The organism is Flavobacterium branchiophilum FL-15, assembly GCF_000253275.1.
Taxonomy (GTDB): Bacteria; Bacteroidota; Bacteroidia; order Flavobacteriales; family Flavobacteriaceae; genus Flavobacterium; species Flavobacterium branchiophilum.
Genome location: NC_016001.1, coordinates 245,455 through 271,717, shown reverse-complemented (window position 1 = coordinate 271,717; position 26,263 = coordinate 245,455). Strand labels below are relative to the sequence as shown.

At 32.1% G+C, this 26,263-nt stretch carries 22 protein-coding genes and 1 pseudogene; 19 read left to right on the top strand and 4 right to left on the bottom strand.

Annotated elements, in window-relative coordinates:
* Positions 1-37: 37 nt before the first annotated feature.
* The 6 genes from FBFL15_RS16670 (at position 38) to FBFL15_RS01175 (ending at position 5,111) form a co-directional block, all read left to right on the top strand.
* Positions 38-472 (top strand): IS5/IS1182 family transposase, encoded by a 435-nt coding sequence (locus tag FBFL15_RS16670; protein ID WP_050881265.1) that lies wholly within the window; start codon positions 38-40, stop codon positions 470-472.
* A complete protein-coding gene (locus FBFL15_RS16665) occupies positions 411-1,076 on the top strand; it encodes an IS5 family transposase (RefSeq protein ID WP_197535535.1) in 666 nt (221 codons plus the stop codon). Before FBFL15_RS16670 ends, FBFL15_RS16665 begins: the two co-directional genes overlap by 62 nt.
* 289 nt (positions 1,077-1,365) lie before the next feature.
* The gene (locus FBFL15_RS01190) at positions 1,366-1,890 is read left to right on the top strand and encodes a hypothetical protein (protein WP_014082853.1); all 525 of its coding nucleotides are present in this window, start codon (positions 1,366-1,368) and stop codon (positions 1,888-1,890) included.
* A 354-nt stretch (positions 1,891-2,244) separates the two neighbouring features.
* Complete coding sequence (locus FBFL15_RS01185) at positions 2,245-3,006, top strand: RHS repeat domain-containing protein (RefSeq protein ID WP_044032005.1); 762 nt, start codon at positions 2,245-2,247, stop codon at positions 3,004-3,006.
* A 168-nt stretch (positions 3,007-3,174) separates the two neighbouring features.
* Positions 3,175-4,206: a YncE family protein gene (locus FBFL15_RS01180; RefSeq protein WP_014082852.1), complete on the top strand. Its 1,032-nt coding sequence runs from the start codon at positions 3,175-3,177 to the stop codon at positions 4,204-4,206.
* 395 nt (positions 4,207-4,601) lie between these two features.
* On the top strand, positions 4,602-5,111 hold the full coding sequence (locus FBFL15_RS01175) for a hypothetical protein (protein ID WP_044032003.1): 510 nt from the start codon (positions 4,602-4,604) through the stop codon (positions 5,109-5,111).
* Between the two features lie 94 nt (positions 5,112-5,205).
* Here FBFL15_RS01175 and FBFL15_RS01170 read toward each other — a convergent pair whose 3' ends face one another.
* Together FBFL15_RS01170 and FBFL15_RS01165 are read right to left on the bottom strand one after the other, a co-directional pair.
* Complete coding sequence (locus tag FBFL15_RS01170) at positions 5,206-5,502, bottom strand: type II toxin-antitoxin system RelE/ParE family toxin (RefSeq protein WP_014082851.1); 297 nt, start codon at positions 5,500-5,502, stop codon at positions 5,206-5,208.
* Positions 5,492-5,707, bottom strand: coding sequence for a hypothetical protein (locus FBFL15_RS01165; protein ID WP_014082850.1), 216 nt, complete (start codon positions 5,705-5,707; stop codon positions 5,492-5,494). The genes FBFL15_RS01170 and FBFL15_RS01165 overlap by 11 nt, the downstream gene beginning before the upstream one ends.
* A gap of 628 nt (positions 5,708-6,335) precedes the next feature.
* Between FBFL15_RS01165 and FBFL15_RS01160 the strand changes: the two genes are divergently transcribed.
* Both FBFL15_RS01160 and FBFL15_RS01155 read left to right on the top strand, forming a co-directional pair.
* Positions 6,336-7,286 carry an RHS repeat-associated core domain-containing protein gene (locus tag FBFL15_RS01160; protein WP_262493581.1) on the top strand — a complete coding sequence of 317 codons (951 nt, stop codon included), beginning with the start codon at positions 6,336-6,338 and terminating at the stop codon, positions 7,284-7,286.
* Between the two features lies 1 nt (position 7,287).
* Complete coding sequence (locus tag FBFL15_RS01155; RefSeq protein WP_014082849.1) at positions 7,288-7,980, top strand: hypothetical protein; 693 nt, start codon at positions 7,288-7,290, stop codon at positions 7,978-7,980.
* Positions 7,981-8,069: 89 nt separating this feature from the next.
* Here FBFL15_RS01155 and FBFL15_RS01150 read toward each other — a convergent pair.
* Positions 8,070-9,562, bottom strand: a pseudogene (locus FBFL15_RS01150) (transposase).
* 345 nt (positions 9,563-9,907) lie between these two features.
* Here FBFL15_RS01150 and FBFL15_RS01145 point away from each other — a divergent pair.
* The 6 genes from FBFL15_RS01145 (at position 9,908) to FBFL15_RS01115 (ending at position 16,418) form a co-directional block, all read left to right on the top strand.
* Complete coding sequence (locus tag FBFL15_RS01145) at positions 9,908-10,864, top strand: RHS repeat domain-containing protein (protein ID WP_044031995.1); 957 nt, start codon at positions 9,908-9,910, stop codon at positions 10,862-10,864.
* A 389-nt stretch (positions 10,865-11,253) separates the two neighbouring features.
* Positions 11,254-12,228 (top strand): RHS repeat domain-containing protein, encoded by a 975-nt coding sequence (locus tag FBFL15_RS01135; protein ID WP_197535533.1) that lies wholly within the window; start codon positions 11,254-11,256, stop codon positions 12,226-12,228.
* A gap of 818 nt (positions 12,229-13,046) precedes the next feature.
* Entirely contained in the window at positions 13,047-14,249 is a 1,203-nt protein-coding gene (locus tag FBFL15_RS01130; RefSeq protein ID WP_231847478.1) for an RHS repeat domain-containing protein, read from the top strand.
* A 9-nt stretch (positions 14,250-14,258) separates the two neighbouring features.
* Positions 14,259-14,663, top strand: a complete 405-nt coding sequence (locus FBFL15_RS01125; RefSeq protein WP_014082846.1) for a hypothetical protein — start codon at positions 14,259-14,261, stop codon at positions 14,661-14,663.
* A 228-nt stretch (positions 14,664-14,891) separates the two neighbouring features.
* Positions 14,892-15,950, top strand: coding sequence for an RHS repeat-associated core domain-containing protein (locus FBFL15_RS01120; RefSeq protein WP_044031983.1), 1,059 nt, complete (start codon positions 14,892-14,894; stop codon positions 15,948-15,950).
* Between the two features lie 102 nt (positions 15,951-16,052).
* A complete protein-coding gene (locus FBFL15_RS01115; protein WP_014082845.1) occupies positions 16,053-16,418 on the top strand; it encodes a hypothetical protein in 366 nt (121 codons plus the stop codon).
* A 306-nt stretch (positions 16,419-16,724) separates the two neighbouring features.
* On the opposite strand, the gene FBFL15_RS01110 is transcribed toward FBFL15_RS01115, so the two are convergent.
* Complete coding sequence (locus FBFL15_RS01110) at positions 16,725-16,967, bottom strand: hypothetical protein (RefSeq protein ID WP_014082844.1); 243 nt, start codon at positions 16,965-16,967, stop codon at positions 16,725-16,727.
* 302 nt (positions 16,968-17,269) lie between these two features.
* On the opposite strand from FBFL15_RS01110, the gene FBFL15_RS01105 reads away from it, so the two are divergent.
* The 5 genes from FBFL15_RS01105 to FBFL15_RS01085 all read left to right on the top strand — a co-directional run bounded on the left by FBFL15_RS01105 (position 17,270) and on the right by FBFL15_RS01085 (position 26,260).
* On the top strand, positions 17,270-18,349 hold the full coding sequence (locus FBFL15_RS01105; RefSeq protein ID WP_014082843.1) for a DUF2167 domain-containing protein: 1,080 nt from the start codon (positions 17,270-17,272) through the stop codon (positions 18,347-18,349).
* A 310-nt stretch (positions 18,350-18,659) separates the two neighbouring features.
* A complete protein-coding gene (locus tag FBFL15_RS01100) occupies positions 18,660-20,534 on the top strand; it encodes a M1 family metallopeptidase (RefSeq protein WP_014082842.1) in 1,875 nt (624 codons plus the stop codon).
* Between the two features lie 132 nt (positions 20,535-20,666).
* Positions 20,667-22,907 (top strand): patatin-like phospholipase family protein, encoded by a 2,241-nt coding sequence (locus FBFL15_RS01095; RefSeq protein ID WP_014082841.1) that lies wholly within the window; start codon positions 20,667-20,669, stop codon positions 22,905-22,907.
* 82 nt (positions 22,908-22,989) lie between these two features.
* Positions 22,990-24,630 (top strand): amino acid permease, encoded by a 1,641-nt coding sequence (locus FBFL15_RS01090; RefSeq protein ID WP_014082840.1) that lies wholly within the window; start codon positions 22,990-22,992, stop codon positions 24,628-24,630.
* 472 nt (positions 24,631-25,102) lie between these two features.
* Positions 25,103-26,260, top strand: a complete 1,158-nt coding sequence (locus FBFL15_RS01085) for a homogentisate 1,2-dioxygenase (protein ID WP_014082839.1) — start codon at positions 25,103-25,105, stop codon at positions 26,258-26,260.
* The last annotated feature ends 3 nt before the right edge of the window (positions 26,261-26,263 follow it).

Here is a 26,263-nt window from a genome sequence, read left to right as displayed (position 1 = left end):
TGTGTAATAAATTAAAAATCAGTATTTTGCGGTCATTATGAAAGCATTTAAGAGATATAGAGATTACGGTTTTTTCGACCAAGATATTAGACTTACAAAGTTGAGTAAATTAGGTGATCCATTAGAAAAATTAAACCAAGGTGTTGATTTTGAGTTATTTAGAAAAGTACTAGAGAATGGCTTTGAAAAAGTAGCCAAAGGCAAAGGCGGTCGTCGCCCCTTTGATTATGTAATGATGTTTAAAATACTGATATTACAACGTTACTATAATTTATCTGATGACCAAATAGAATATCAAATTAAAGATAGAATGAGTTTTATGCGATTTCTTAATCTAACTATTTCTGATGATATTCCAGATAGTAAAACAGTTTGGAATTTTAGAGAGCAAATGGTTAATTTAGAGCTAGTTGACCTGGTTTTTGATTTATTTTTTAAAAGAATTAGAACTTTTAGGACTTGTTGTAAATGAAGGTAAAATTATTGATGCAAGCTTTATAGAAGTACCAAAACAACGAAATTCAAGAGACGAGAATAAACAGATTAAGAATGGAGAAACACCAGTATCCTTTGAAGAAAATCCCAATCAAAAGCAACAGAAAGATTTAGATGCAAGATGGACTAAAAAGAATAATGTTAGTTTTTATGGATATAAAAACCATGTAAAAGCAGATGCCAAGAGCAAATTAATTGTAAAATATGAGGTAACGGACGCCTCGGTACATGATTCTCAAATGCTTGAAAATCTGTTAGATAAAAAAGATGAGTACGAAGACTTATATGGCGATAGTGCATATAGTGGAAAAAAACAAAAAGATGCAATTTTGAAAAACGAAAAGATCGATAAAACATGTAAGAAAGGATATAAAAACAAACCATTGACTGAACAAGACGAAGTAATAAATAAAGAGAAATCAAGAATACGATCAAGAGTTGAACACATTTTTGGATTCATGGAAGGAAGTATGAACGGAATGAATTTAAATGCAATCGGAATAAAAAGAGTTGAAGGTATTGTTGGATTGATGAATTTGACCTACAATATGTTCAGAAAAATTCAATTACAAGCTATTTAATAAGGGAACGTGCGGTTTGTTGTATTCTATTAAAAACGTTAAATACTGATTATCAATAATTTATAAAATTAAGAATGAGACCTGAAATAAAAACTTAAATATCCAAATCAAAAAAAAAAATCAAGAAAAATGATTTGGATAAAAATATTGAGTTTTTAGAGATGGCCTGTATATTTGGTATTATTATTTTTTTAGATTATAAATGGAATTGGAGAAAAGAAAGAGTTAGAGTAAAAATAGGTAAATTTTTGAAGCAATTATAAATAAACAAACTGTATAATAGAATTTTATGAAAAATAATATTAACTTATTCTTTGAAAAAACAAAAAAAATTATAAAAATTTTTGAAAATGATAATACACTAGATGAATTATCTAAAAAAGAACTTATTCATTCTTTCTATTTTAAAAGAAAAAACACAAAATATCAATATGATAAAAGCATTTTTGTCGAATTAGTTTTAAATTACAAAACATCAAATTTTTCAATATTTTTTATAAATATATACAATGAGGAAGACTTCAAAGAAGATACAAAGTATTTGTACATTGGAAACGATGGGAGTAGCGATGGGAACTTATGTTTAGATAAAGAAACAGGTGTTGTTTTGATTTTCGATTACATTAATAATTATATTATAAGAAGATGTTATAATTATATAGATGACTTTATATTTAAACTATTAGATTCATATATTTTCTTTTTAAGTAATAATGAAACTAATGCTATTAATAACATAGATAGTTTTTTAATAGAAAATATAGATTTAGAATATAGAGAATATTTTAAATTTTTAATATTAAATTGTTATTAAATATTTCCACCGATCCCGCCCGATCCCCTTCTAATGGTAAATAAAAAAAACCACAACCCTAAATAGTTGTGGTTTTTATATAAAAACTTCCTTTTCAACCTATCGGAGATTCAAACGCTGATAGGGTTTTTAAAATACTTGCCCTTGGGAACACCTCCAAAAGTGGAAATCTAGCCCCGACTGGAGTGGAAATCCTTTTTGTTTTTTCTTTAAAAACAAAAAGATTGTAGCGTAAGGCGGGAACTGACCCAGCGTGAAAATGCCAAAAGTGGCGGCTGCTAAATATTTTTCTAGTTCAAACTCCCCCTACGGGGGCTGGGGGGCTTTGGAAGTTCCAATTATATTACTAACTTTGTGGGCGAAGTTTCGCAACATAGCGAGTACTTTGCCTTTGGGGAAACTTTTGTTGAAGAACATAAAAATAGCCATAACTCACCGTATAAGTTTAATGGTAAGGAGTTGGATGAGGAAAGTGGGCTTTATTATTATGGGGCGAGGTATTATGACCCGAGGATTAGTATCTGGGCTAGTGTGGATCCGTTGGCGGAAGTTAGTCCACACGAAAGCCCATATGTTTATTGTTCAAATAATCCGATAATGTTTGTTGATCCTACAGGGATGATTAAGGAATTACCTGATGACCAAAAATTGGGTAAAGGAGATTGGCATAAGTCTGATAGAATTAATGGCACTAAAATCTGGCAAGAAGCTAATAAATATAACTTAAAACAAAAAAATGGAAATTTGGAATATAATAGTATTCCTGAAAGAACTGCATTTTATAAATGGTTTCAACTTGAAACAGAAGATATGGGCTTTGAAACTAAATGGGCAGGTGGAGCTTATGTTATAGCGTATCAAATGGGGGCAACTGGCGGTATAGGGAAGGATGCTGGGCTAATATCAGAAAGAATGATAAAATTTGCAAACGAAGGAAATAAAGCAATTTTTGATGACGTATTTGATGATTTAGGAAAGCTATATTCAGGTTTACCTTTAAAAGGGAAGGATGCTAAAAATTGGGATATAAAAATACTAACACATGAACAGAAAGATGTTGTGGCCCCAATATATAACAAACAAACAAACTGCTGCTGTAAAAAAAGAATTAAATAACATGGCTAAGCAAATTGGTTTCCCAAATAATATGCAACCTCGTTATATGAAGTTTAGGGGAAATAATTTATTAGATTGGAAACAACGATTTAATCATGGGATGAATGTAGCTATACCTCAATGGAATAGAATCTCACCATTTTTTCATATACAAAAAAACAAAAAATAATGAAATATATTAAATTTTTCATATTAAGTTGTATGATGATATCTTGTAGTAAATACAATAAAGAAATTAAAATTAATAATAGAGATATTGTTTACTGTTCTTTGTATGATTCAATTCTTGCTTATTCTACTTTTAATTCGAAAGAAGTTATAGTAGAAAACATTTTAAGTAACAAAATTCAATTTAAACGAAATTTAAAAGATATTTGTTATTTAAAACCAATCATTAGAGATAGTAAAATTTACTTTCCTGTCTCTGATGAAGAATTTATTTGCCATGATTTAAAATCCAAAAAAACATTATGGAAAATAAAAACATCAAATAAATTGTGTAATATACAAATTTTAAATAATGAAAATTTAATAATAAATATTAAAGGAATTGGTTTCAGAATAATAAATATAAAAACAGGAAAAGAGAAATATCAATTAGATTATGTTTATGACAAGAACTGTTCATTGCCAGATAGTTCACCTTATCAAATAGTATCAGACAAAAATTATTTTTATATTTCTAGTTGGATGTGTAATGCTATAACGAAGTACAGAATAAGTAATGGTGAACAAATTTGGAAACTAAAGTTAGAAGAAGCAACAAGTGTTGTATTAGTACTTTATAAAGACAAATTATTTGTAGGTTCTAATTACTCTTATGAAAGTGGGTTTATTAGAGTAATTGATGCTAAAACTGGAAAAATAGATTATCAAGAAAAATCTAATTTCGAGCCTAGAATTCAACCTTTGTTAAAAGGAGATAGAATTATTTATTATACATTTGATTCTGCGTTAAATGAATTCAATATTAGTAATATGTCAAGTAAAAAAATATTTAAGCTATCTGAATTTAATGATTTTAGTGGAGCAGAAATGTACCTTTTGGATAATGAAATATTTTTTCAATCACCAAATTCTTCAATTATCTATCAATTCGATTTAAAAACAAATAAAATAAAAAAGATAGGAAAATATGAAGAAAGAATGATTTCTGGTATTTATAAAAATAAAGTAGGTAAAGCAACTCCTCTTTGGTAATATTGGTAATGTTCCCGATGACTCGGGTTAGTCATACAATGGATAGCGCGGATTTGCAATCCGTGCCCACATAGTAAATCAACCCTGTTAGAGTTCAAATGCTAACGGGGTTTTTAACTTGAAACTTAAAACCAAATAAACTTGAAACAAGCAACAATAAGTCAACTGAAATAATACTCGTCTACTCTAGCCCCGGGAGAGCCGATATCCTCCTGAAGTCCCGTAGGGCGAGGGAGATAAAGGCGATAACGGGACAAAATGGGTGTTGGAAAGTGGTTGTGTGCTTCTAAAAAAAAATAGACCCACGCGTAAAAGTCAAGTCGTTTGAGTATGATGAAAATGGGAATCAAACCAAAATATCGAGCAAAATATGTTCTAGCGAAACCGCAGATGTATTGCGTAAAAACCTTTGGGACGAAGAAAACCGTTTGCGTGCCATTGACCTAAACCCAGAGCCAAATACTGTACATCCTGTGGCGATATATACGTATGATGCAGGTGGCGAACGAATCATTAAACAAAACGCAACTAGTGTTGCCATTTATGAAAATGCCCTGCAAGTGGGCACAGCCATAAAGAACGATTTTATGTTGTACCCAAGTGGTATGCTTGTGGCACACCCTGGCGAAAACGGAGCGTTGAGTTACACCAAGCATTATTTTGCGGGCTCGCAAAGAGTGAGTAGCAAAATTGGAACAACCACCAACCTTGGCAAGTTTTTACAAGAATGGACGTTGATAGAAAACAGTAGTGGCGAGGCACCTATAAATTTTGTAAGTACCAGCCACGACCAATTGACTGTAGCTGAAGCCGGATTGAATCATGTTTACACCCAATTTAATATGCCAACGCAGACATTTAATAGCAACAAGTTTTGTTCCTATTGCGGCATTTACTGCGACTGAAATTTACTTTTCTCACCCCGATAACGCGAGCATCACGCTCGTGCCCATAATGTAAAAAATACCACAACCCTAAAAAGATGTGGTATTTTTTTTGTTATCTAATAGGATATTTACTAGGGTCTTGAGAGGTGTGAAACAGCGAATATATATAAATGATATAATTTTCTTGGTCCACATCAAAAAAGACTAAAAACGGAAACGATTTGAAGGGTATAGCTCTTAAATGTTTGTATCGGATTTGATAAAACGGATTTGTCTCAAGGTTTTGATATACTTGTTCTAACTGTTTATCGAAATTTGTAAGCGCAGATGCGGACAAATGTTGGTAATATTCAAAAGCCTTATGGATTTCATCTTGGGCTTGGGGTAAAATAACAAGGTTATAAGTCATATTTTTCTCGCAATTGACTCAAAGATTCTCTTGCGGAAATAAAACTTGTTTTGTCTTCTTTTAAACGTTCTTCCAATATATTTTTTTGTTGGTCGGTTATAAAAAAGTTTTGATTTTCTTTTTCATAATTAGCACCTATAAGCTCCAAAAATTCTTGAAAAAATTGTTGCTTGTTGTCGGGAATTGCTACGTTATATAGGATCATAATGATTTCTTATAAATAGTTAATTGTGTTGTAGGTAGCCTTTATAGAATAAAAACATTAATAAACTCTTTTTTATAGGTTTTTCGTTATCGCCTTTTATTATTCGTAAAATCATATTTTTTTATATAAATTTATTTTAATTTTATTTAAAAAAGATAATATAATAACACTTTATTTTTTTATATAATACATTCTGTTTCTTAATTTAAGAATAAACAAATTTAGTAAAAAAAATGGTGTTCCAAAAAAAGAATTAAACTTTTTTTTAAGATTCAAACATTTATGAAAAAGCCCTCAAGGATTACTATGATTCAACCAAATAAAAATTCATAAAAAATTTGAGTTTTTTTTACGAATAAGTTATTTTTCAAACCCTGTTAGCGTTCAAACGCTACGGGGTTTTTTCATTTTTTTGAAACCTACTGTTTGAGTAAAATTTCAAAATTAATCTAGTTTTTCATTCATACGGCAGTAGCTCCCCCTTCGGGGGCTGGGGGGCTTTGGAAGTTCCAATTATATTACTAACTTTGTGGGCGAAGTTTCGCAACACAGCGAGTACTTTGCCTTTGGGGAAATAAAATTCATCGAACTCCAATAAAAAAATAAAATCGATGTGAGATAAACGTTCATTGAAGAGCATAAAAACAGCCACAACTCGCCGTATAAATTTAACGGTAAGGAGTTGGATGAGGAAAGTGGTTTGTACTATTATGGAGCGAGGTATTATGACCCAAGGATAAGTATCTGGGCGAGTGTGGATCCGTTGGCAAACTATAATCCTTTCATGGACGATGAGTTTTATATTGATGGCGACCATAATGGAGGTTTAGAAAATTCTTTCAATCATTCAATATATTCTTATTATTATCAAAATCCTTTAAGACTTATAGATCCGAATGGAAAACAGGTTGATGTTATAGACTTTATTCCTGTTGTAGGAAGCATAAGAGATATAATTAGAGGGGTTAGAGATGGTGATGGTACAACTTTAGCAATTGGTATTGTTGGCTTAGCAATTGATATTGGCACTTTGGGTGGGGGTTCGGGAGGAAAAGGACTTCTAAAAGCAGGAGTTAAAATGGCTCTGAAAACTGAATCCAAAGTTTTAGCGAGAGTTGCAGCTGCTCAAGCTGCAAAAAGAGGTGGAGTAGTTTTTGCTGAAGGCGGTAGCAAGCATTTGCTAGCAGCTTTAGCAAAATATGAAATGAAAATTTCTGCTCAATCACAAAAGGTTTTAGACAAAATTGTTAATACAGCGTCTTCTTCTAAATGGGCTGGTAAATTGAATAAATGTGTTGAATTTGCTAATGACATTGCAAAAAAAATAGGAGGTGAAATTAAAAGTATTGGTAGTAACATTAATGTTGGTGACAGTGGCTCACTAGGTTATGGTGATAATCATTATTTTGTCGAAAAAATTGTTGACGGAAAATCAATTATTTTTGATAATATGAATCCAGAAGGACTTTTGAAATCTGATTATATGAAGAAAATAGATGGTTTTAATTTGAAGACAAGAAGGGTAGTTTCTGGTGCTGATCTTGTTAATGGCGCAAAAACAGTTAACAAAGCTAGATGATATGAAAGATATAGATAAAATTTTAAATGGTATAAATTTAAAGATAAAAAATAAAGAGTTCAAAAAAATTGAGGAATTGTGGTTGTTTATTAGCGGATTAGTAACAGCTTTAAATTATTGCAAAAATACAAGTAATCATGATTTCATAGTTTTTTTTTCTGAGTTTGAGCAATATATAAAAGATCATTATAAAATGAGACATTTTAGTTCTCAATATATTATCTCTTTCAACAGCAAAGATATGGATTGTGCAATTGAATTATATTTTAATTTGTTGGAAAATTTCAAAAAAGTATATGATAAAAATAAATTTCAAGTTATTTTTAATGACGAAGAATCTGATTTTGATAAATTATCTAAAGAAGTTAAATTGTTAACATTATTAGAGAAAAATCATTTTTTAAATATTTATACTTTTGATGATTTTATGATTTTTTTCAATGGTTATAAATACATTCAAAAAAATGATGAAATTGTACTTTTTTTTGATAATTTAAAAAATTACGTAAGAAATGAATATTCTTTTTTAGTAACTAAAAATAAAGAATCTGAAATACACGCATTAAGGTTGCTTTGTTCTAATTATGCAGTATATTTTTATGGTTTTTTCAAAAATTTTTATGAAGCTCACCTAGACTCACATGCGAATCCCTTAGAGAGAAAAGTGATAAAAAGCCAAAAACCACAATCCTAAAAACTTGTGGTTTTAAAACTAAATAATTTTTCAAACCCTATCAGCTTTTCAAACGCTGATAGGGTTTTTAAACTCAAACACTAAAACTTTTAGGTAATAGACAAATTAAGTTTTTCTAGGAGGGTCTTGGTTAGTTTATTTTGTTCAGATATTACGAATTCATTTTTGGAGAATTGTATTTTTTTAATTGATTTTAAATGTTCGATAGTATCGTTTATCGAATATTTGTGATTGAGCATTAATTTTTTAGTCATTGGAGTGTTTTTCAATTTGTAAAAAAGGCTGTAAATGATTTGCATTCCCAGATGATTGATGAACATCCAACCATTTAAAGACTCTTCTCTTTGCATATAGGTGCAGGATGCATCTATGGTGTTTTTGTAGTGATCAAAAAACTGTTCTATTTGGAGTCTTGATTTATATTCTTTGTATGCGTCCTTAGAATCTAGTTGGGTGTTATGAATAAGCGAAAGCGTTCCCATTGCTTTTATTTTTTCATTGAATTTTGCTTTTGAAAAATCTTCTGGAAGAGTATGAATTCTTTTCAAATAGTCATTTTTTTCTTGCTCTTTTAGTTTACCGTCCAAAAATAATTCAATGGTTCTGTTTTCTTGTTTTATCCCTTGGGCATGAAAAATAAATCGTTCGGCATGTTCAAAATAATTATCTGTAAGTTCTATATCCTTTATTTGGTCATAAGGTATTTGTTTATTTACTCTTCTGAGCGGAATAATATATTGCATACCCAAACGTTCAAGCTCTAAAATATTAGCTTCGGAAAAGAATCCTTTGTCAGCAATATACACGCATTGTTCAAGTCCACTTATAGAAATGGTGTTTTTTAGGGTAGAAACATCTTTCAGATTGCCTGGAAAAATTCTATAATACAAAGGTTTGAAACTAGTAGCATCATAGAGATAGAGTAGAACAAACTGACGTTGAAAATCCATATTTTGATTATACCCTTTTTGAGCCAGTGCTATATTATTGGATTGCAAGGCAATATCTGTTGCGTCAATCAAAACAGTTCTGGTATATTGGTTTTTTGGTGTCATAAAATCGTGAATCATTTTTTGATTTGAACCTAATTCAAACAACAAATCACTACACTTTTGGATGCTAATTTTATCTTCAAAACCTAACAAATCACCAATGGCAGATTGTTCTAAAATAAACGGAACATTTTTTAAAGGTGCTTGATATCCGATTCTACAATAAACCATAATGATAATAAATTCCCAGTGATTAGGAAAATGCTTTTTCAGTTCGCAAGTAATTCCTTCATTATCAAATGTTTCCAAAAGCCATTTTGCCAATCCGTACTCAAAAGCCAATATGGATTTATTGTGATATGATTTTTGACCCTTTAGTTTCAATTCATTTTTTTCAGAGGGTACAAACCCTTTTTCCTGAGTAATACTTCCCAAAATACCCAGGGAAACTTTTTTTGATCGCTTGGTGGTTTTGTCGTAAACAGACTTTACGCCATAGAGATAATATCTACCGTTTATTTTTTTGATTTCGGTGTTTGTTTTTTGTGTATAAGAACCCAATCAGGGTGTGTTTTTTTAGTTGTTTCCATAATAAAATATAACCTATTTAGGTAACTGCAAAATAACAACAAAAAAACCGAACAAACAAATGTTTACTCGGTTTTTTTACTTTTTTTTAATATGTTACCTAATTTTGTTTAGTGTTTGAGTTTAAAATACTTGCCCTTGGGAACTCCTCCAAAAGTGGCAATCTAGCCCCGACTGGAGTGGAAATCCTTTTTGTTTTTTCGTTAAAAACAAAAAGATTGTAGCGTAAGGCGGGAACTGACCCTGCGTGAAAATGCCAAAAGTGGCGGCTTCAAATATTTTTCTAGTTCAAACTCCCCCTTCGGGGGCTGGGGGGCTTTGGAAGTTCCAATTATATTACTAACTTTGTGGGCGAAGTTTCGCAACATAGCGAGTACTTTGCCTTTGGGGAAACTTTTGTTGAAGAGCATAAAAACTCACACAACTCGCCGTATAAGTTTAACGGTAAAGAACTTGATGAGGAATCTGGGCTTTATTATTATGGGGCGAGGTATTATGACCCGAGGATAAGTATCTGGGCGAGTGTTGACCCACTGGCGGAGAAGACAATGTCACCTTATGGGTATTGTTATAATAATCCAGTGAATATGGTAGATCCAGATGGGAGATATGCAGTTTCTGTTCATTATCGTATTACTGTTAATGCAATGATTAAAATGGGTTATAGTAAGGAGGTAGCTAGAAGAATTGCTCATGGAGCTAGTATGTATGCAGATCACCCTGATAAAAAAGCTCTTTTTTTAAATAATTTAGGAAAATCAGGAAGTCTGCATTACAGAGATGATATGGATTATTCTAAAACAGCTGGATCCCAGGACGAAAAAAATAGTAGGTGGCATTCAATGATGTCTAATGAAGAAAAGAAAAATGGAATGACACATTATGAAGCTATGCAAAGAGGATTGCAATTTGGATGGTCAAATATTTTTGCTCAAGAAGAAGGATTGGATGAGAGTAAAATATATCAAGGATTACATGCACTTCAGGACGCTTACGCACACAATGGAGCAAGTACTGATGAACACTTAAAACTTCCTACAATATCTGCGATAGAAATGTTAAGAAACGATATGTATGGTGATACTTCAAAAGCAGAATTGATAACGGAAACTGCAGCAGTTGTTTTGAGTTTATTTAATAAAAAAAATAATGCAGCTAATTTAAAAAATGGAATGAAATTAGATTTTAATGGAATGTCGAATAAACAATTGGAAAAAGTTACTAATTTACTTTATGAAAATGGTTTTGTTTTAGAGAAAACAAAAAAATTAGATAATACTTATGTTCTTAAACAAAATTTCTAGTGAAAAAAATAATTTATATTTTATTAATATTGGCTTATGTTTTTTTATTTTGATTTGTTTCCTTTGTGTTATTACTTATGGTAGTGGTCACAATATTCCTGAAGATTCTAGCAGATGGTTAATCTCTATGATTGCGTTTAGTCTTGTCTTAATAATAATTTTCACAATTATGAAAAATAAAGAAAATTAAAATAGCCAATCTAGTTTTCCCCCGCTGCCGCCTGAATCCCTTCGGGTGGTAGTTTAAAAAAATAGAAACATGTAATTAAACAGTTCATGAGTAAGTACTCCTAGCTCACCCTTCGGGGGCTGGGGGGCTTGGGCTCGAAACTGAACAATACTTTTTTCACCCTGACCATTTGGGAAGTTCCAATTATATTACTAACTTTGTGGGCGAGGTAACGCAACATAGCGAGTACTTTGTTTTTGGGGAAAGTTTTGTAGAGGAGCATAAAAACAGCCACAACTCACCGTATAAGTTTAACGGCAAAGAACTTGATGAGGAAAGTGGTTTGTACTATTATGGAGCGAGGTATTATGATGCGAGGATAAGTATCTGGGCGAGTGTGGATCCGTTGATGGAGGATTACCCAAATATAGGTGGTTATACATATTGTGCAAATAACCCAGTTAATATTATAGACCCTGATGGTCGTTTTTTAATTGATGTTCATAAAAGAATTACTAGAAATTCTTTTTCTAGTATTACTAATATAACTGATAAAATAAAACTTAAAAATATTATTCTATTTAGAAGAGGATTAATTGGAAATGGTTTGGCAATTTTCGATGGTAGCGTTGTTGCTCCTGATGTAAGGAGTTTACCTTGGTATCTTGGAGGGTACGGTCATAAGTCTATAGAATCTGATCATTTTGATTGCATGAATTATAAAGAAATTTTATTAAATTTTACTGGAACTTTTAAAAGTATCGAAACCGCAATTAATTCCTTTAAAAATAATAAAATTGATGCAGTAGGATTAGCTAAGGTAATAGGTGAAGAATATCATGCAATTCAAGATTTTTATTCTCATTCGAATTATATAGAAATTTATAAAGAAGTGTATGGAGAAACAGCATTTTCAAAAATACCTACCTTACAAGAAGCATTATCAGATTCTAAATATGAAATATTTGCAGACAAACTAAAAAAAGATTTAAAAACGGGTATTTATCCTGGCACAGGAGAAAATTCACATAAGGGGATGAATCATGACATAGGTTGCGGTTCAAGTTATGAAGGTTCAGTTCCAGAGGTTGAAGGAAAAAAAGTAAATTGGAATACTAGAGCCGCTGAAAAAGTAGCTACAAGAGCAACAAAGCAAATAAATGATAAAGTAGAAAACGCTATATTAACTAAATAGTTCATGAAAAAAGACACTTTGTTTGTACCTTTATTGATAATAATTTCATATTTTTTTTGTATAAATTATATTGAAGAATGTATAAGAAACTATGATTTGAGATTTTATCAGAGTAAAGATAATGGAATATTTTCTTGTTTTGAAATTTCCTTTGTAACGATTATTTGGATATACATTGATTTATTTAAAAATTTTATTCTATCTTTTATTTTTAGTTTAATTTATAGTATTATTTCTTTTGTGATTATATACTTTCTTTTTATGTTTTTTTATAAATTTAACTTAGATTGCATTTTTTTATTATACTTTTTTATTTCATTAATACCAATTATAATTGCTTTTTTTGTAAGGAAAAATTATTTAAAAAATGAATTTAAAACATACCGAATTTTATACTTCTTATCATATTTATTTTTTATTGAAATAGTTATGAATTTGAGTATGAAATCATCTCTAATTGAAATTATAAAGATATATTTTAACTAATCAAAGCAAAAATATTGTAAAATTGCTTTGCAAAAAAGTTTATCTTTAACTGCTTGTGGTTTATAAAAAACTCAAGCTCCGCTAGTCCGAGCATTAGAAAACCTTGGGGTAGCTCGAGCTTCAAGCTCGTGCCAACAATGATAGTCCGTTATGTTTATGCCAAACAAGAATAAGCAAACAAAAAAAAAGTTCCTTGAAATAAAAAAGAGTAAGTAGTAAAATTAGGCACAACCACCAATCTTGGAAAGTTTTTACAAGAATGGACACTTATAGAAAATAGTAGTGGCGAGGCACCTATAAATTTAGTAAGTACCAGCCACGACCAATTGACTGTGGCAGAAACAGCTGTAAATCATGTTTACACGCAGTTTAATATGCCAACACAGACTTTTGCAAGTAACACCGCTTTCTTGCCAGTTCCTGCGTTTCTAACTCCCCCTTCGGGGGCTGGGGGGCTTGGGCTTGAAACTGAACAATACTTTTTTCACCCCGACCATTTGGGAAGTTCCAATTATATTACTAACTTTGTGGGCGAAGTTTCGCAACATAGCGAGTACTTTGCTTTTGGGGAAAGTTTTGTAGAGGAGCATAAAAACAGCCATAACTCACCGTATAAGTTTAATGGTAAAGAGCTAGATGAGGAAAGTGGTTTGTATTATTATGGAGCAAGGTATTATGACCCAAGGATTAGTATTTGGGCTAGTGTGGATCCTTTAGTTGAACAAACTTCTTCAAGTTACGGATATTGTTATCAAAACCCGGTTAATTTAGTTGATCCAAACGGAAAGATTCCGATTGTTCCAATGTTGATTAAATTTGGAGTTGGTGCTTCTGTTGATATGATGGCACAAATGACAATGTCATATTTGTTTGATTCAAGTGTAAATACATGGGGACAAGCGTTTGACAAAGTGAATTGGAAGCAAGTTGGAATTTCAGGTGCCCTTGCAGCTATACCTTGGAATGCTCCAGGCGGTAAATGGGGTAAAGCAGGTTTTGCTGGAGCAACTGATGTAATGACTAATGCACTAAGCCAAGACGATTATAGTTTAGAACAAGCAGGAACAGATTTTGCTTTAGGTTTTATTATACAATTAGCTGGAGGAAAATTTGCGGATTTTTGTTCTAAATACGGTAGTAGCAATGTTGCAAAAGGTTTAGTTACAAAATTAGGGATGGCTGCAAAAAAAGTCCATTCTCTAACGGGTGTTTGGCATAGTGCTACTGATGGAAATTTTGTAGGTAAATTAGCTAATCAATTAGGAGAGTTAGTTGATGATATCGATGTTAATTATAAATTTTCTGGAGGTGCAGGAGATGTTGATATATCAACTAAAAATTTCAACATTGAAGTGAAATCTGGCAATAAGATGAAATTAAATCAATCGCACAAAAATTCACAATACGCAAAAGACCAAGGAAAAGGATATTTACTTTACATGCCAAAAGCAACAAAAAAGCAAATACAAGAAGCAGCTAATCAAGGCGTAAGAGTAGTTACCAACCCTGCAGAATTAAAAAAGATAGTGAAATAAATTAAGAAAATGAAAATACTAACTTTTTTTGCTAAAGACAAGTCATTAATTGATGTATTTAAAGTGTTTTTATTAACTAACACAAAGTTAATGAAAGATTTTGAAGACAAAGACACTATTTATTTTATAAATTCAAAAACTAAAAGAAATGAAATATATTTTCATTTCATTTACAATGATAGAAAAATGGAGTTTATTCGTGATTATTCTGTAACTAATCAAAAAATCATCGAAAAACATTTTGATGATGAAAATTTCTATTTTTTTGACATCCAATATAAAGATGTGTTATTTTTGAATTCATTACTTATTGATTTTAAAAAATATATTGCCAATGATGATAAATTAAATGGTATGGTGTTATTAAGTAACGAAAATAATGAGATAGAGATTTTTAACCCCAGCCCCCCCTGATTACTAAGATTGAACCAAATATAAATTCATAAAAAAATTCTATTTTTTTACCAATAATTTAATTTTTCAAACCCTGTTAGCGTTCAAACGCTACGGGGTTTTTTCATTTTTTTGAAACCTACTGCTTGAGTAAAATTTCAAATTTAATCTAGTTTTTCATTCATACGGCAGTAGCTCCCCCTTCGGGGGCTGGGGGGCTTTGGAAGTTCCAATTATATTACTAACTTTGTGGGCGAAGTTTCACAACATAGTGAGTACTTTGCATTTGGAGAAAGTTTTGTAGAAGAGCATAAAAACAGCCATAACTCACCGTATAAGTTTAACGGTAAGGAGTTGGATGAGGAAAGTGGGCTTTATTATTATGGGGCGAGGTATTATGATGCGAGGATAAGTTTTTGGGCGAGTGTGGATCCGTTGATGTATGACGGTACGTTTTGGGCTGGTAAGCATAATGGTGGTTTATACAATATGTTTAATCATGGCTCCTATATTTATTGTTATCAAAACCCTGTAAATTTAATTGATCCTAACGGAAAACAGACTGATGCCAACGAAATAAACGGTGGTACATTGAATGAAGTTTCTGTGGTTGCTGGAAAAAAATCAAGTTTTAGTTGGGGAGCTTTTGGTAGAGGGGTGATAAAAGGCCTTAAGGCTGTAGTTGTAGTTGCTGCAATTGTAACTGTAGCTGTTATAGCAGGCCCAGCAATATTAGCTTTTGCTGGAGTAACGGTTGGTGCTGGTACGGTAGCAACAATTACATCAGCTGCATCAATAGCAGGTACTGTATTACTATCAGGAGCGGTCGTAAAATCTGGAGTTGAACTCTATACCAAGAAAAATATAATAACAGGAGAAACTCTAACCACCGAACAAGTTTCTGAAAGTGCTGGAGAAACACTTACATACGTTGCTTCAGCTGGAGCAGCAAGCGTTGCTACTAAATTAATTCCTGCATCTGTTGCAGCTCCCGAAGTGGCAATTGTGGAGACAGAGGTTAGTGCAGCTATGAAAACGGATATAGCATTAGGGTTAGCTGGTTCAGCATGGGGAGATTTAAATGCCTTTTCTAAGATGTATTCTGCACCTAACGCTACTCAATGGAGAAACTTAGGAATAACTTCAGGAGAAGCAAATAATTTCGTAGACGAATTTTTTGAAGCAACTTCAGCAGTTTTAAAATCAGGAGGACGGATAAAATTTAATTTAGACAATGTAGAACCTGCATTGGTTAACGCACAAAAGGGAATGGATTTTTATGAAAAAGGAGCTGGGGCTACTAATTGAGAAATAAATCAAATCATACAAAACCCTTCTCTCAAAAATTCAACAGACTTTTATTTGAATGGGAAAATACAAAATATAGATGAATTTTTAAAACCAGAATAGATGAAACAATATAATTACGAATTAAAAAAATTAGTCAATAAGAAAGGGTTTTATTGTGATTTATCAATAGAATATGAATTAAAAAGTGATGTTGGTGTAGAAATTTCATATAAAAATCCTTTAGATTATAATGAAAGTTACCATAGTGCAATCATTTTTGGATTACATTATTTTTACAACAAGTCTTTATTTAAAAAAAATAGACAAAAATTGTGTATTATTATTAATAGTATTTCTTATAACCCTGTAGATACAACAGATTTTGTTGTTTTTTTTACAACAGTTATGTTATTTTGCGAATTATTTGATCAAAATATTGAAGGGCTTTCTATTTCTGAGGAAGGTTTATTTAATATTCCTAAATAATCTCAGCTCCGCAAAGAGTCCATAGTACCTTGATGTTCTGCAATGTTCTCCTGACCTTGCGTAATAATAAATGAAGTGCAATACTTCAACCCTTAAAACTTCCTTTTCAACCTATCGGCGATTCAAACGCTGATAGGGTTTTTAAAATCTTTGCACTTGGGAACACCTCCAAAAGTGGCAATCTAGCCCCGACTGGAGTGGAAATCCTTTTTGTTTTTTCTTTAAAAACAAAAAGATTGTAGCGTAAGGCGGGAACTGACCCTGCGTGAAAATGCCAAAAGTGGCGGCTTCAAATATTTTTTGATGCTATTTTGGGTTTTGAGTTGGGTTTTGAGCTGTATGAAAGACCGAGTAAACATATACAATGCTTCCGTTTTTATGAACTTCAAATGACACCAGATAAGGTGATGTTTTTAAAGGTATGGCTCTGGTTTTTTTGTGTCTAAATCGAAAGAAAGGGTTTGGTTCTAGGATATTTAAAACTTGATTCCATTGCGATTTATAGTTGTATTCGTCTATTTTTTTAGCTGCTTTTTTTACCAAATTCATTATATTTATGTATTATCAAAATCTAAAAAGGTGCATTTACTGGTTGAAATTAGCTCATTTTTTCAAACAAATAACTTCACAACATGGAACTATTTTTTATGTATATTGGGTATAAATGGGGTATTAACATTTTATTATTAAAAAATAAGGGGGTAAAAATAGGAATTATAAAGTATTTTAATAATAATTTTTTTGTTTAAAATATTTTTTTTTAATTTGTCGAATATATTATTTGATAAGTATTTTATTAGTGTCATAAAATAATATGTACCATATAATACAAACTAAACTAATTCCAAAAAATGAAAAAATTAATAACCAAAACCACTTTATTCATTACCCTGTGTTTGATTGGGTTTTCCACTTATGCACAAGATTTTACAGTTACTCAAATAGACTCTATCGAAAAATCATTCCATTACGAGCATGGAACAATCATGTTAGCAAACGGCATAGGAAGCATCAATGTACCAAACGGATTCAAATATTTGAACCCAATCCAAGCAGAAAAAGTACTCGTGGATTTATGGGGAAATCCAAAATCTGACAACCTTACAATGGGATTAATCCTACCCGAAAAACAAAGCATCATGGGCGACAATGGCTATGTTTTTAATATTCAATATGACGAAATTGGCTATGTAAAAGATGATGATGCCGATGAAATAGATTATGATGAACTGCTAACGCAAATGAAAAAAGATACAGACGAAGAGAACGAAGCCAGAAAAAAAGAAGGTTATGGAGCAATCAATTTAGTGGGCTGGGCAGCAAAACCATTTTATGACAAGGAAAGAAAAATATTGCATTGGGCAAAAGAAATTAAATTTGACACCGATTCTATAAATTCAACACTCAACTACAACGTTCGTATTTTAGGCAGAAAAGGGGTATTGGTGCTTAATGCCATTGCCAAAACATCGGAATTGCCTTTGGTTCAAAAGGACATAAACCAAGTATTGGATATAGTAAAATTTAATGACGGTTACAAATATGAAGAATTTGACAGCAGTATAGACGAAGTAGCTGCTTGGACCATTGGCGGATTAGTTGCTGGTAAAGTACTTACAAAAGTTGGGATATTGGCTCTAATTGCCAAATTTGGAAAATTGATTGCTTTGGCTGTTTTAGGCTTTTTTGGTGCATTCAAGAAAAAAGTATTGGGATTTTTCTCGAAAAATAATACAGAGGAGGAAACAATCCATACAGAAGAAACAAATGAAAATAAGGAAGTCAATCCTAACAATATGAATGATTTAAGTCAGCAAGATGTTTATCAAATACCCGTTGAAAATCCGTCGGTAACTCCAGATGACACTCCGTTCGAGGCTTCAGAAAACCCTTCATCGGCAACTCCAGATGACTCCTTAAAACAACCATAGGTAACCTCAAATGCCATTATATTGTAATAAAAACAATAGCATTTTGAAAACCAAAAAAACTATTAAATTGGTTTTTTTGGTTTTCTAATTTTATAAGAATCCAAACCAACAAAGCCATTTCAATTTAGCAGAGGCTTTCATTTGTTTATTATCCATTATTGAAAACAAAATGTTAATATTATCAAAATATTGATAAAAATATCAAAAAACAAAACAAGTTATTGTATTTTTGTTAATTTTGTTTACAGCTCATAGATAGTCGTTATCATGAACGTTTAGAAAATATTCAACCTTAAAGACCTTATTTTAAATGAAAAAAAAAATAATCATCGCCCTGATTTGCAGTAGCATTGGCAATGTTTTAGCCCAAAATGGCTATTGGCAGCAACATGTGGACTACAAAATAAAAGTAGTTATGGACAGCAAAAAATACCAATATAAAGGGAATCAAATTTTAGAATATACAAACAATTCTCCTGATACCTTAAAGAAAGTATATTTTCATTTATTTAATAATGCTTTTCAACCAGGAAGCGAAATGGATGCCCGACTTCAAACTATTAAAGACCCTGACGCTCGCATGGTAAATAAAATTAAAATAGGCGACAAGGAAGTTAAAGAAAGTCGGATTTCAAAATTGCTACCAAATGAAATAGGGTATTTACACGTATCGAATTTGAAACAAAATGGAATTGCTACTACTTCAAAAGAACTAGGAACTATATTAGAAATCACATTAAGCACTCCCCTTTTGCCTCATGCAAAAACGCTTTTTACAATGGATTTTGAAGGGCAAGTCCCCGTTCAAATTAGACGTTCTGGTCGAAATAATAAAGAAGGTGTCGAATTGTCGATGGCACAATGGTATCCAAAACTTGCAGAATATGATTTTGAAGGTTGGCATGCCGATCCCTATATTGCAAGAGAGTTTCATGGTGTTTGGGGTAATTTTGATGTTCAAATTACAATTGACAAAGATTACATTTTAGGTGCTTCGGGCTATTTAGAAAATGCCAATGCAATAGGTTATGGCTACCAAGATGCGGGAGTAGTTGTAAAAAACGAGCCGAAGAAAAAAACAAATACATGGCACTTTATAGCTCCAAATGTACATGATTTTACATGGGCTGCAGATAAAAATTATTTGCACGATGTTCTTCAAGTACCAAATGGTGCAACGCTTCATTTTTTGTATAAAAACAATCCAAAAATTATTGACAATTGGAAGGCTGTAATGCCAAAAGTGGTTCAGTTGATGCAATATTATAACCAAACAATTGGTCAATATCCATATAAACAATACAGTATTATTCAAGGAGGCGATGGCGGAATGGAGTATGCTATGTGTACCTTGATTCTTGGCGAAGGCACCCTTGATGGATTGACTGGCTTGATAGCACACGAAATGGGGCATTCGTGGTTTCAACACATCTTGGCAACCAACGAAAGCAAACACGGTTGGATGGACGAAGGTTTTGCTACTTTTATAGAAAACTTGGGCGTTAATGCCATTGCCGATAAAAAAACGGACAATCCATTTGAAGCTGAATACAAAAGTTATATGGCAATGGCCAATTCTGGAAAAGAACAGCCACAAAGCACACATGCCGACAGATTTGATGAAAACAGGGTATATAGCATTACGTCATACAGCAAAGGTTGTGTGTTTGCACGTCAATTGGGTTATTTAATTGGCGACGATTTGATGATGCAAACCATGAAACAATATTATACTGCATTCCAATTCAAGCACCCAACACCCAACGATTTTAAAAGAGTAGCAGAAAAAATATCTGGTGCATCGCTGGATTGGTATTTGACAGATTGGACTACAACTACCAATACTATTGATTATGCTATTAAAGAAGTCATTGACAATAGCGAAAAAACCAGTATCGTGTTGGAAAGAATAGGTAGGATGCCAATGCCTATCGATTTGAATATCACATATACGGATGGTTCTACAGAAAATATTTATATTCCACTGCGAATGATGCATTTCGAAAAAGCAAACCCAACGCCTGATATCAAAAGGACTGTACTGACAGACTGGGCATGGGCTTATCCAACGTATCAATTTGACATACAACAAACTAAAAAAAATATTAAAAAAATAACTATAGACCCTTTGAATTTGATGGCCGATGTTAAAAAAGACAATAATACCCTGATAGTCAATCCATAAAACGGATACCTACAGCAGCCCTGCAACGGTCTTTTTTTTTATATTAATCATCAAATTACTTAAATTTTAAAAGTGTTTAAAAATCATACTTAATACATCGTTTGGAATAATTTGTTTAAAAAAATAAAAGTTATGCAACTTCAAAAACATCAAATGAAGGACAATACTATTTTTTGGCAGTCTCTAAAAATGATAGTCATCATGAGTTTTTTATGGAGCTATCAATACAGTTATGCTCAAAATCAAAGGCCCAAAGTGGGCTTGGTTTTGAGCGGAGGAGGAGCCAAAGGGTTTGCACACATTGGCGTCTTAAAAGTATTAGAACAAGCAGGAGTCAAAATCGATTACATTGGAGGCACCAGTATGGGTTCTGTAGTTGGGGGGCTATATGCTTCGGGCTATAATGCACAACAAATTGATTCTATATTCAAATCGACCGATTTTGATGAGTTGATCAAAGACTTTATACCTAGGTCCTCCAAAACATTTTATGAGAAAAAAAATGACGAATTGTATGCCGTAACCCTTCCTTTCAGAAAATTCAGAATCGGACTGCCTTTAGCACTGTCAAAAGGGCTTTATAACTACAATTTACTTACAAAACTAACGCACCATGTTAGAAATATAAATGATTTTTCAAAACTTCCAATCCCATTTGTCTGCGTAGGAACGGATGTTGAAACAGGCAAAGAAGTGCTGTTTAAAGGAGGGTATTTGCCTCAAGCTATTTTGTTTCCAACCTTGTTTATGCCCGTAGAAATAGATCATAAACTAATAGTAGATGGTGGTGTTTCCAATAATTATCCTGTAGAAGAGGTTCGAAGAATGGGAGCCGATATCATCATTGGGGTAGATGTACAAGACGATTTGAAAGGCAGACGAGCATTGACAGATGCTACTAAAATTTTTACACAAATTTCCAATCTTCAGATGATTGAAAAAATGCAAGCCAAAAAAAATCTAACCGATATATACATCAAACCTGATATAGAAAAATATGGTGTTGTATCGTTTGACGAAGGCCGAGCGATTATCAAAAAAGGCGAGGAAGCCGCATTTGCTGTTTATGAAAAATTCAAAGCATTGGCTGCCGTCCAAAATAATGATACAAAACAAGAGGCCAAACCAATAAACGAAAGTATATGTATTGCTTCTATCCAAATCAACCATCTAAAAAATTACACTTATGATTATGTTATTGGAAAACTAGGATTTAGGGGTGGTAGTCAAATAACATTTACAGATTTGAATTTAGGAATAAATAAACTCAATGCTACACAAAACTTCAGTGATATTAATTACAAAATACATCAAACTTCCGATGGTCAAAACGAATTAATTATGGAGTTAAAAGAAAATAGAGTTAAAACATTTCTAAAATTTGGTATGCACTATGATGGTTTATACAAAAGTGGTTTACTTTTAAATTTGACACAAAAAAAATTATTATTTAAAAATGATGTTGCCTCTATAGACGTAATTTTGGGAGACAATTTTAGGTATAATTTTGACTATTATATTGACAATGGATTTTATTGGAGTTTTGGAGTCAAATCAAAATACAATGTGTTTAATAGAAATGTATATTCTGACTTCAAAGAAAATAATTTTTTGCAGTTTGAAGGATTACGAAGTTTGAACATTGATTTTAGCAGTTTGAGTAACCAAATATATGTACAAACGGTTTTTGCACAACAATTTTTATTAGGTATAGGTGCAGAGTTTGATCATTTAAAAATATCCTCTAATAATTTAGATAATAACGCTCAAATCATTGAAAAAAACGAATTTGCAAGTGGTTATTTGGCATTGAAATTTGACAATTTTGACAATAAATATTTTCCAAAAAAAGGATTTTATTTCAGTAGCGATTTTCAAACCTATTTGTATTCGTCAACATTAAAAACCAATTTCAAACCATTTTCCATATTAAAAGTAGATTTTGGAATAGCCAGAAGTTTTCACAAAAAAACCACCCTCACAGTACAGGCAGATGCGGGTTTGAGTATTGGCGAAAGACAAACAGCCGCTTTTGATTTTGTGTTTGGAGGTTATGGTTTTAATCCTACAAAAAACATCAAACCTTTTTATGGATATGACTTTCTGAGTGTTTCGGGCAATAGCTATATAAAAGCAACCGTAACGATGGATTATGAAATTTTCAAAAAAAACCATTTGAATTTTTCGGCAAATTTTGCCAATATCGAAAATAATTTATTCGAAAAAGTCAATTGGATTTCAAGATCCAAATATTCGGGTTATGCCTTGGGCTATGGGATAGAAACGGTTATTGGCCCAATAGAAATTAAGCAAACCTATTCGCCCGAAACAGGCAAAGGTTATACTTGGTTTGCCGTAGGTTTTTGGTTTTAAAAACGAAATAAATAAAAAATGTTGTAGATTATTAAAAAATTGATATATTTGAACCAACAAATTAAATTAAAATAGAAAAATTATGTCTATTTGGAAAAGAAAACCAATCAATCAATTATTAGAAGAAGCGTCTGAATCTGAAAAAGGATTAAAAAGAACGCTAACCGCCAGAGGATTAACTGCTTTGGGGGTAGGAGCCATTATCGGCGCAGGGTTATTTTCGATAACTGGTTTAGCAGCAGCATCTAATGCTGGGCCTGCCATAACCATTTCGTTTATTGTAGCGGCTATCGGTTGTGTATTTGCAGGATTGTGCTATGCAGAATTTTCATCAATGATACCCGTTGCTGGAAGTGCCTACACCTATTCATTTGCTACAATGGGTGAATTTATCGCTTGGATTATCGGATGGGATTTAGTACTCGAATATGCCGTTGGGGCTGCCACAGTATCCATAAGTTGGTCCAGGTATTTAACAAAATTTCTCGATGGTTTTGGAATTCATCTCAACGAAAATTTTACACATTCGCCATTTGAAGGGGGTTTGATAAATATTCCTGCTGTTTTTATTGTAATGCTCATGTCTTTCATCTTGATGCGAGGAACAAAAGAATCGGCAACAGTAAATGGAATTATTGTAATGCTTAAAGTTTCGGTGGTGTTAATTTTTATTGCTTTAGGTTGGCAATATATCAAACCAGAAAATTACACTCCATATATTCCAGAAAACAAAGGGACTTTTGGCGAATTTGGTTTTTCTGGTATTATTAGAGCGGCAGCTATTGTGTTTTTTGCTTATATCGGTTTTGATGCCGTTTCAACAGCTGCACAAGAAGCTAAAAACCCTAAAAAGGATATGCCTATTGGAATTTTATTGTCCTTAGGAATTTGTACTGTATTGTATATATTATTTGCACATGTAATGACAGGGGTAGTCAATTATACTGCTTTTGCTGGTGCAGATGGAATTGCTCCTGTAGCCATTGCCATAGACAATATGGGCGAAGTTAGTGCTTCGGGAGCTGTTATACCTGCTTTTCCTTGGTTAAATAAAGCTATTATTTTAGCTATTCTTGGTGGATATGCTTCTGTAATTCTAGTAATGCTTATGGGACAAAGTAGAGTGTTTTTTTCTATGAGTAAAGATGGTTTAATGCCAAAAGTGTTTTCTGAAATACACCCAAAATTTAGAACTCCTGCAAAAAACAATATGTTGTTTATGCTCATTGTTAGTATTTTTGCAGCATTTATCCCTGCTCGTGTTGTTGGCGAAATGACAAGTATAGGAACCCTTTTTGCTTTTATATTAGTTTGTCTTGGCGTATGGATCATGCGTGTCAAAATGCCCGAAGTGCCACGTGCCTTTAAAACACCAATGGTGCCATTGGTACCTATTTTAGGTATATTAGTTTGCCTTGGTATGATGGTTTTTTTACCTTTGGATACATGGATTCGATTAATTGCTTGGATGATGATAGGTTTTGACATTTATATTTTTTATGGAATGAAAAACAGTATATTAAACAAAGGTGAATTTAGTTTTAATAACTATAAAACTGTTGCATTTTCAGGTTTAGCAATGGTTATTGCCTTAATTATTATTGCAATTATTCATCATAGCGATCCAAATATTGATGATGTGTATTTGTATTATTTTGCATTAGGTTTTTCTGTAGTTCATGCCATTATTTATTCTTTAAGCCTCTTGAGAGTTAAAAAATAATTTTATTATATTCTTAAAAAAAGGGTTTGTTTTTTAAATATTTAAAAAACAAACCCTTTTTTTTTGTACAATGATTTTTTTTAATATATTTGTATAGCCTTTTACTAGAAGATAATTGATGTGTTTAATTTGTAGAAAATAAATATTATAACATTAAATTTTGATCAAAATTTTACTCCTATAAAAAACGATTGATGACATAATTAAAACCTAATTCAACCTTTTAATTCAAGTTTTTAGAATTTTAATTATTTAAAAATAGTTTTTATGGCTACATTTTATTTTCTGTCAAATATTGAATTTAAAAAAAATTGCCTTTAATCCAACTAATATGAAAATTTGGATAAATCTACCCATACTTCTTAAATTCCTCATCAAGAGAAATCCTGAATGAGTAGGTTTCTTTTTGTTTTGTAGATAAGTTTAAAACCATTTTTTAAACTTTAAAATATTAATTTTTAAACCTAAAGAAATGCCAATATATCATAAATTAGGAGAAATTCCTCGCAAAAGACATACGCAATTCCGCAAACCAAATGGCGATTTGTATTATGAACAATTGTTTGGAACCGTTGGTTTTGACGGAATGTCCACCAACTCATATCACGAACAACGACCAACGCAAGTAAAAGAAATTAGAAAACAATACAGCGTTGCTCCAAAAATTGCTAAAGCAAACAACATTCAATCCTATAAATTAAGAGGATTTGAAATAGCACCGCAAGATGATTATCTAGAAAGTAGAAAAATTGTACTGACCAATTCCGATTGTCATATTGTTTTGGCTGCTCCTAGAAAATCAACTACCGATTATTTTTATAAAAACACCGATTCTGATGAGGTCATTTTCATCCATAAAGGAACAGGAAAACTAAGAACCATGCTCGGAAATTTAGATTTCAGTTATGGGGATTATCTTGTTGTGCCTCGCGGCATGATTTATAAAATCGACTTCGACACAGAAGACAATCGTTTGTTTATTGTAGAGTCACACGCTCCCGTTTATACTCCAAAACAATACCGCAATTGGTTCGGACAATTATTAGAACATTCGCCTTTTTGCGAAAGAGACATTCGTCGTCCCGAAGAATTGGAAACCTATAATGAAACTGGAGAATTTGTCATCAAAGTAAAAAAGAAAGACGAAATTTTTGAATTGGTATATGCCTCGCATCCTTTTGATGTGATTGGTTATGATGGTTTCAATTATCCGTATGCCTTTTCTATTCACGATTTTGAACCAATAACAGGAAGAATTCATTTGCCACCACCTGTTCATCAAACTTTTGAAACAAGTGCATTTGTGATTTGTTCTTTTGTTCCAAGGCTTTACGATTATCATCCGCTTTCTATTCCTGCACCTTATAATCATAGTAATATTGATGCCGACGAGGTTTTGTATTATGTTGATGGCGATTTTATGAGTAGAAATGATGTGAAACCAGGTAATATTTCACTGCACCCAGCAGGCATTCCGCATGGGCCACACCCAGGAGCCGCAGAACGAAGCATTGGTAAAAAAGAAACTTTGGAATTAGCCGTTATGGTGGATACTTTCAAACCGCTTATGGTAACAGAAGATGCCATGGGAATTGCTGATGAAACGTATTTTCAATCGTGGTTAAAATAATTA

Excerpts from the sequence above, each read along its gene's own strand:
- FBFL15_RS16670 (WP_050881265.1), top strand. The coding sequence starts at position 38 with ATGAAAGCATTTAAGAGATATAGAGATTACGGTTTTTTCGACCAAGAT.
- FBFL15_RS01105 (WP_014082843.1), top strand. The coding sequence starts at position 17,270 with ATGAAAAAATTAATAACCAAAACCACTTTATTCATTACCCTGTGTTTG.
- FBFL15_RS01180 (WP_014082852.1), top strand. The coding sequence starts at position 3,175 with ATGAAATATATTAAATTTTTCATATTAAGTTGTATGATGATATCTTGT.
- FBFL15_RS01095 (WP_014082841.1), top strand. The coding sequence starts at position 20,667 with ATGCAACTTCAAAAACATCAAATGAAGGACAATACTATTTTTTGGCAG.
- FBFL15_RS01110 (WP_014082844.1), bottom strand. The coding sequence starts at position 16,967 with ATGAATTTGGTAAAAAAAGCAGCTAAAAAAATAGACGAATACAACTAT.
- FBFL15_RS01190 (WP_014082853.1), top strand. The coding sequence starts at position 1,366 with ATGAAAAATAATATTAACTTATTCTTTGAAAAAACAAAAAAAATTATA.
- FBFL15_RS01125 (WP_014082846.1), top strand. The coding sequence starts at position 14,259 with ATGAAAATACTAACTTTTTTTGCTAAAGACAAGTCATTAATTGATGTA.
- FBFL15_RS01165 (WP_014082850.1), bottom strand. The coding sequence starts at position 5,707 with ATGATCCTATATAACGTAGCAATTCCCGACAACAAGCAACAATTTTTT.
- FBFL15_RS01170 (WP_014082851.1), bottom strand. The coding sequence starts at position 5,502 with ATGACTTATAACCTTGTTATTTTACCCCAAGCCCAAGATGAAATCCAT.
- FBFL15_RS01115 (WP_014082845.1), top strand. The coding sequence starts at position 16,053 with ATGAAACAATATAATTACGAATTAAAAAAATTAGTCAATAAGAAAGGG.
- FBFL15_RS01155 (WP_014082849.1), top strand. The coding sequence starts at position 7,288 with ATGAAAGATATAGATAAAATTTTAAATGGTATAAATTTAAAGATAAAA.
- FBFL15_RS01090 (WP_014082840.1), top strand. The coding sequence starts at position 22,990 with ATGTCTATTTGGAAAAGAAAACCAATCAATCAATTATTAGAAGAAGCG.
- FBFL15_RS01100 (WP_014082842.1), top strand. The coding sequence starts at position 18,660 with ATGAAAAAAAAAATAATCATCGCCCTGATTTGCAGTAGCATTGGCAAT.
- FBFL15_RS01085 (WP_014082839.1), top strand. The coding sequence starts at position 25,103 with ATGCCAATATATCATAAATTAGGAGAAATTCCTCGCAAAAGACATACG.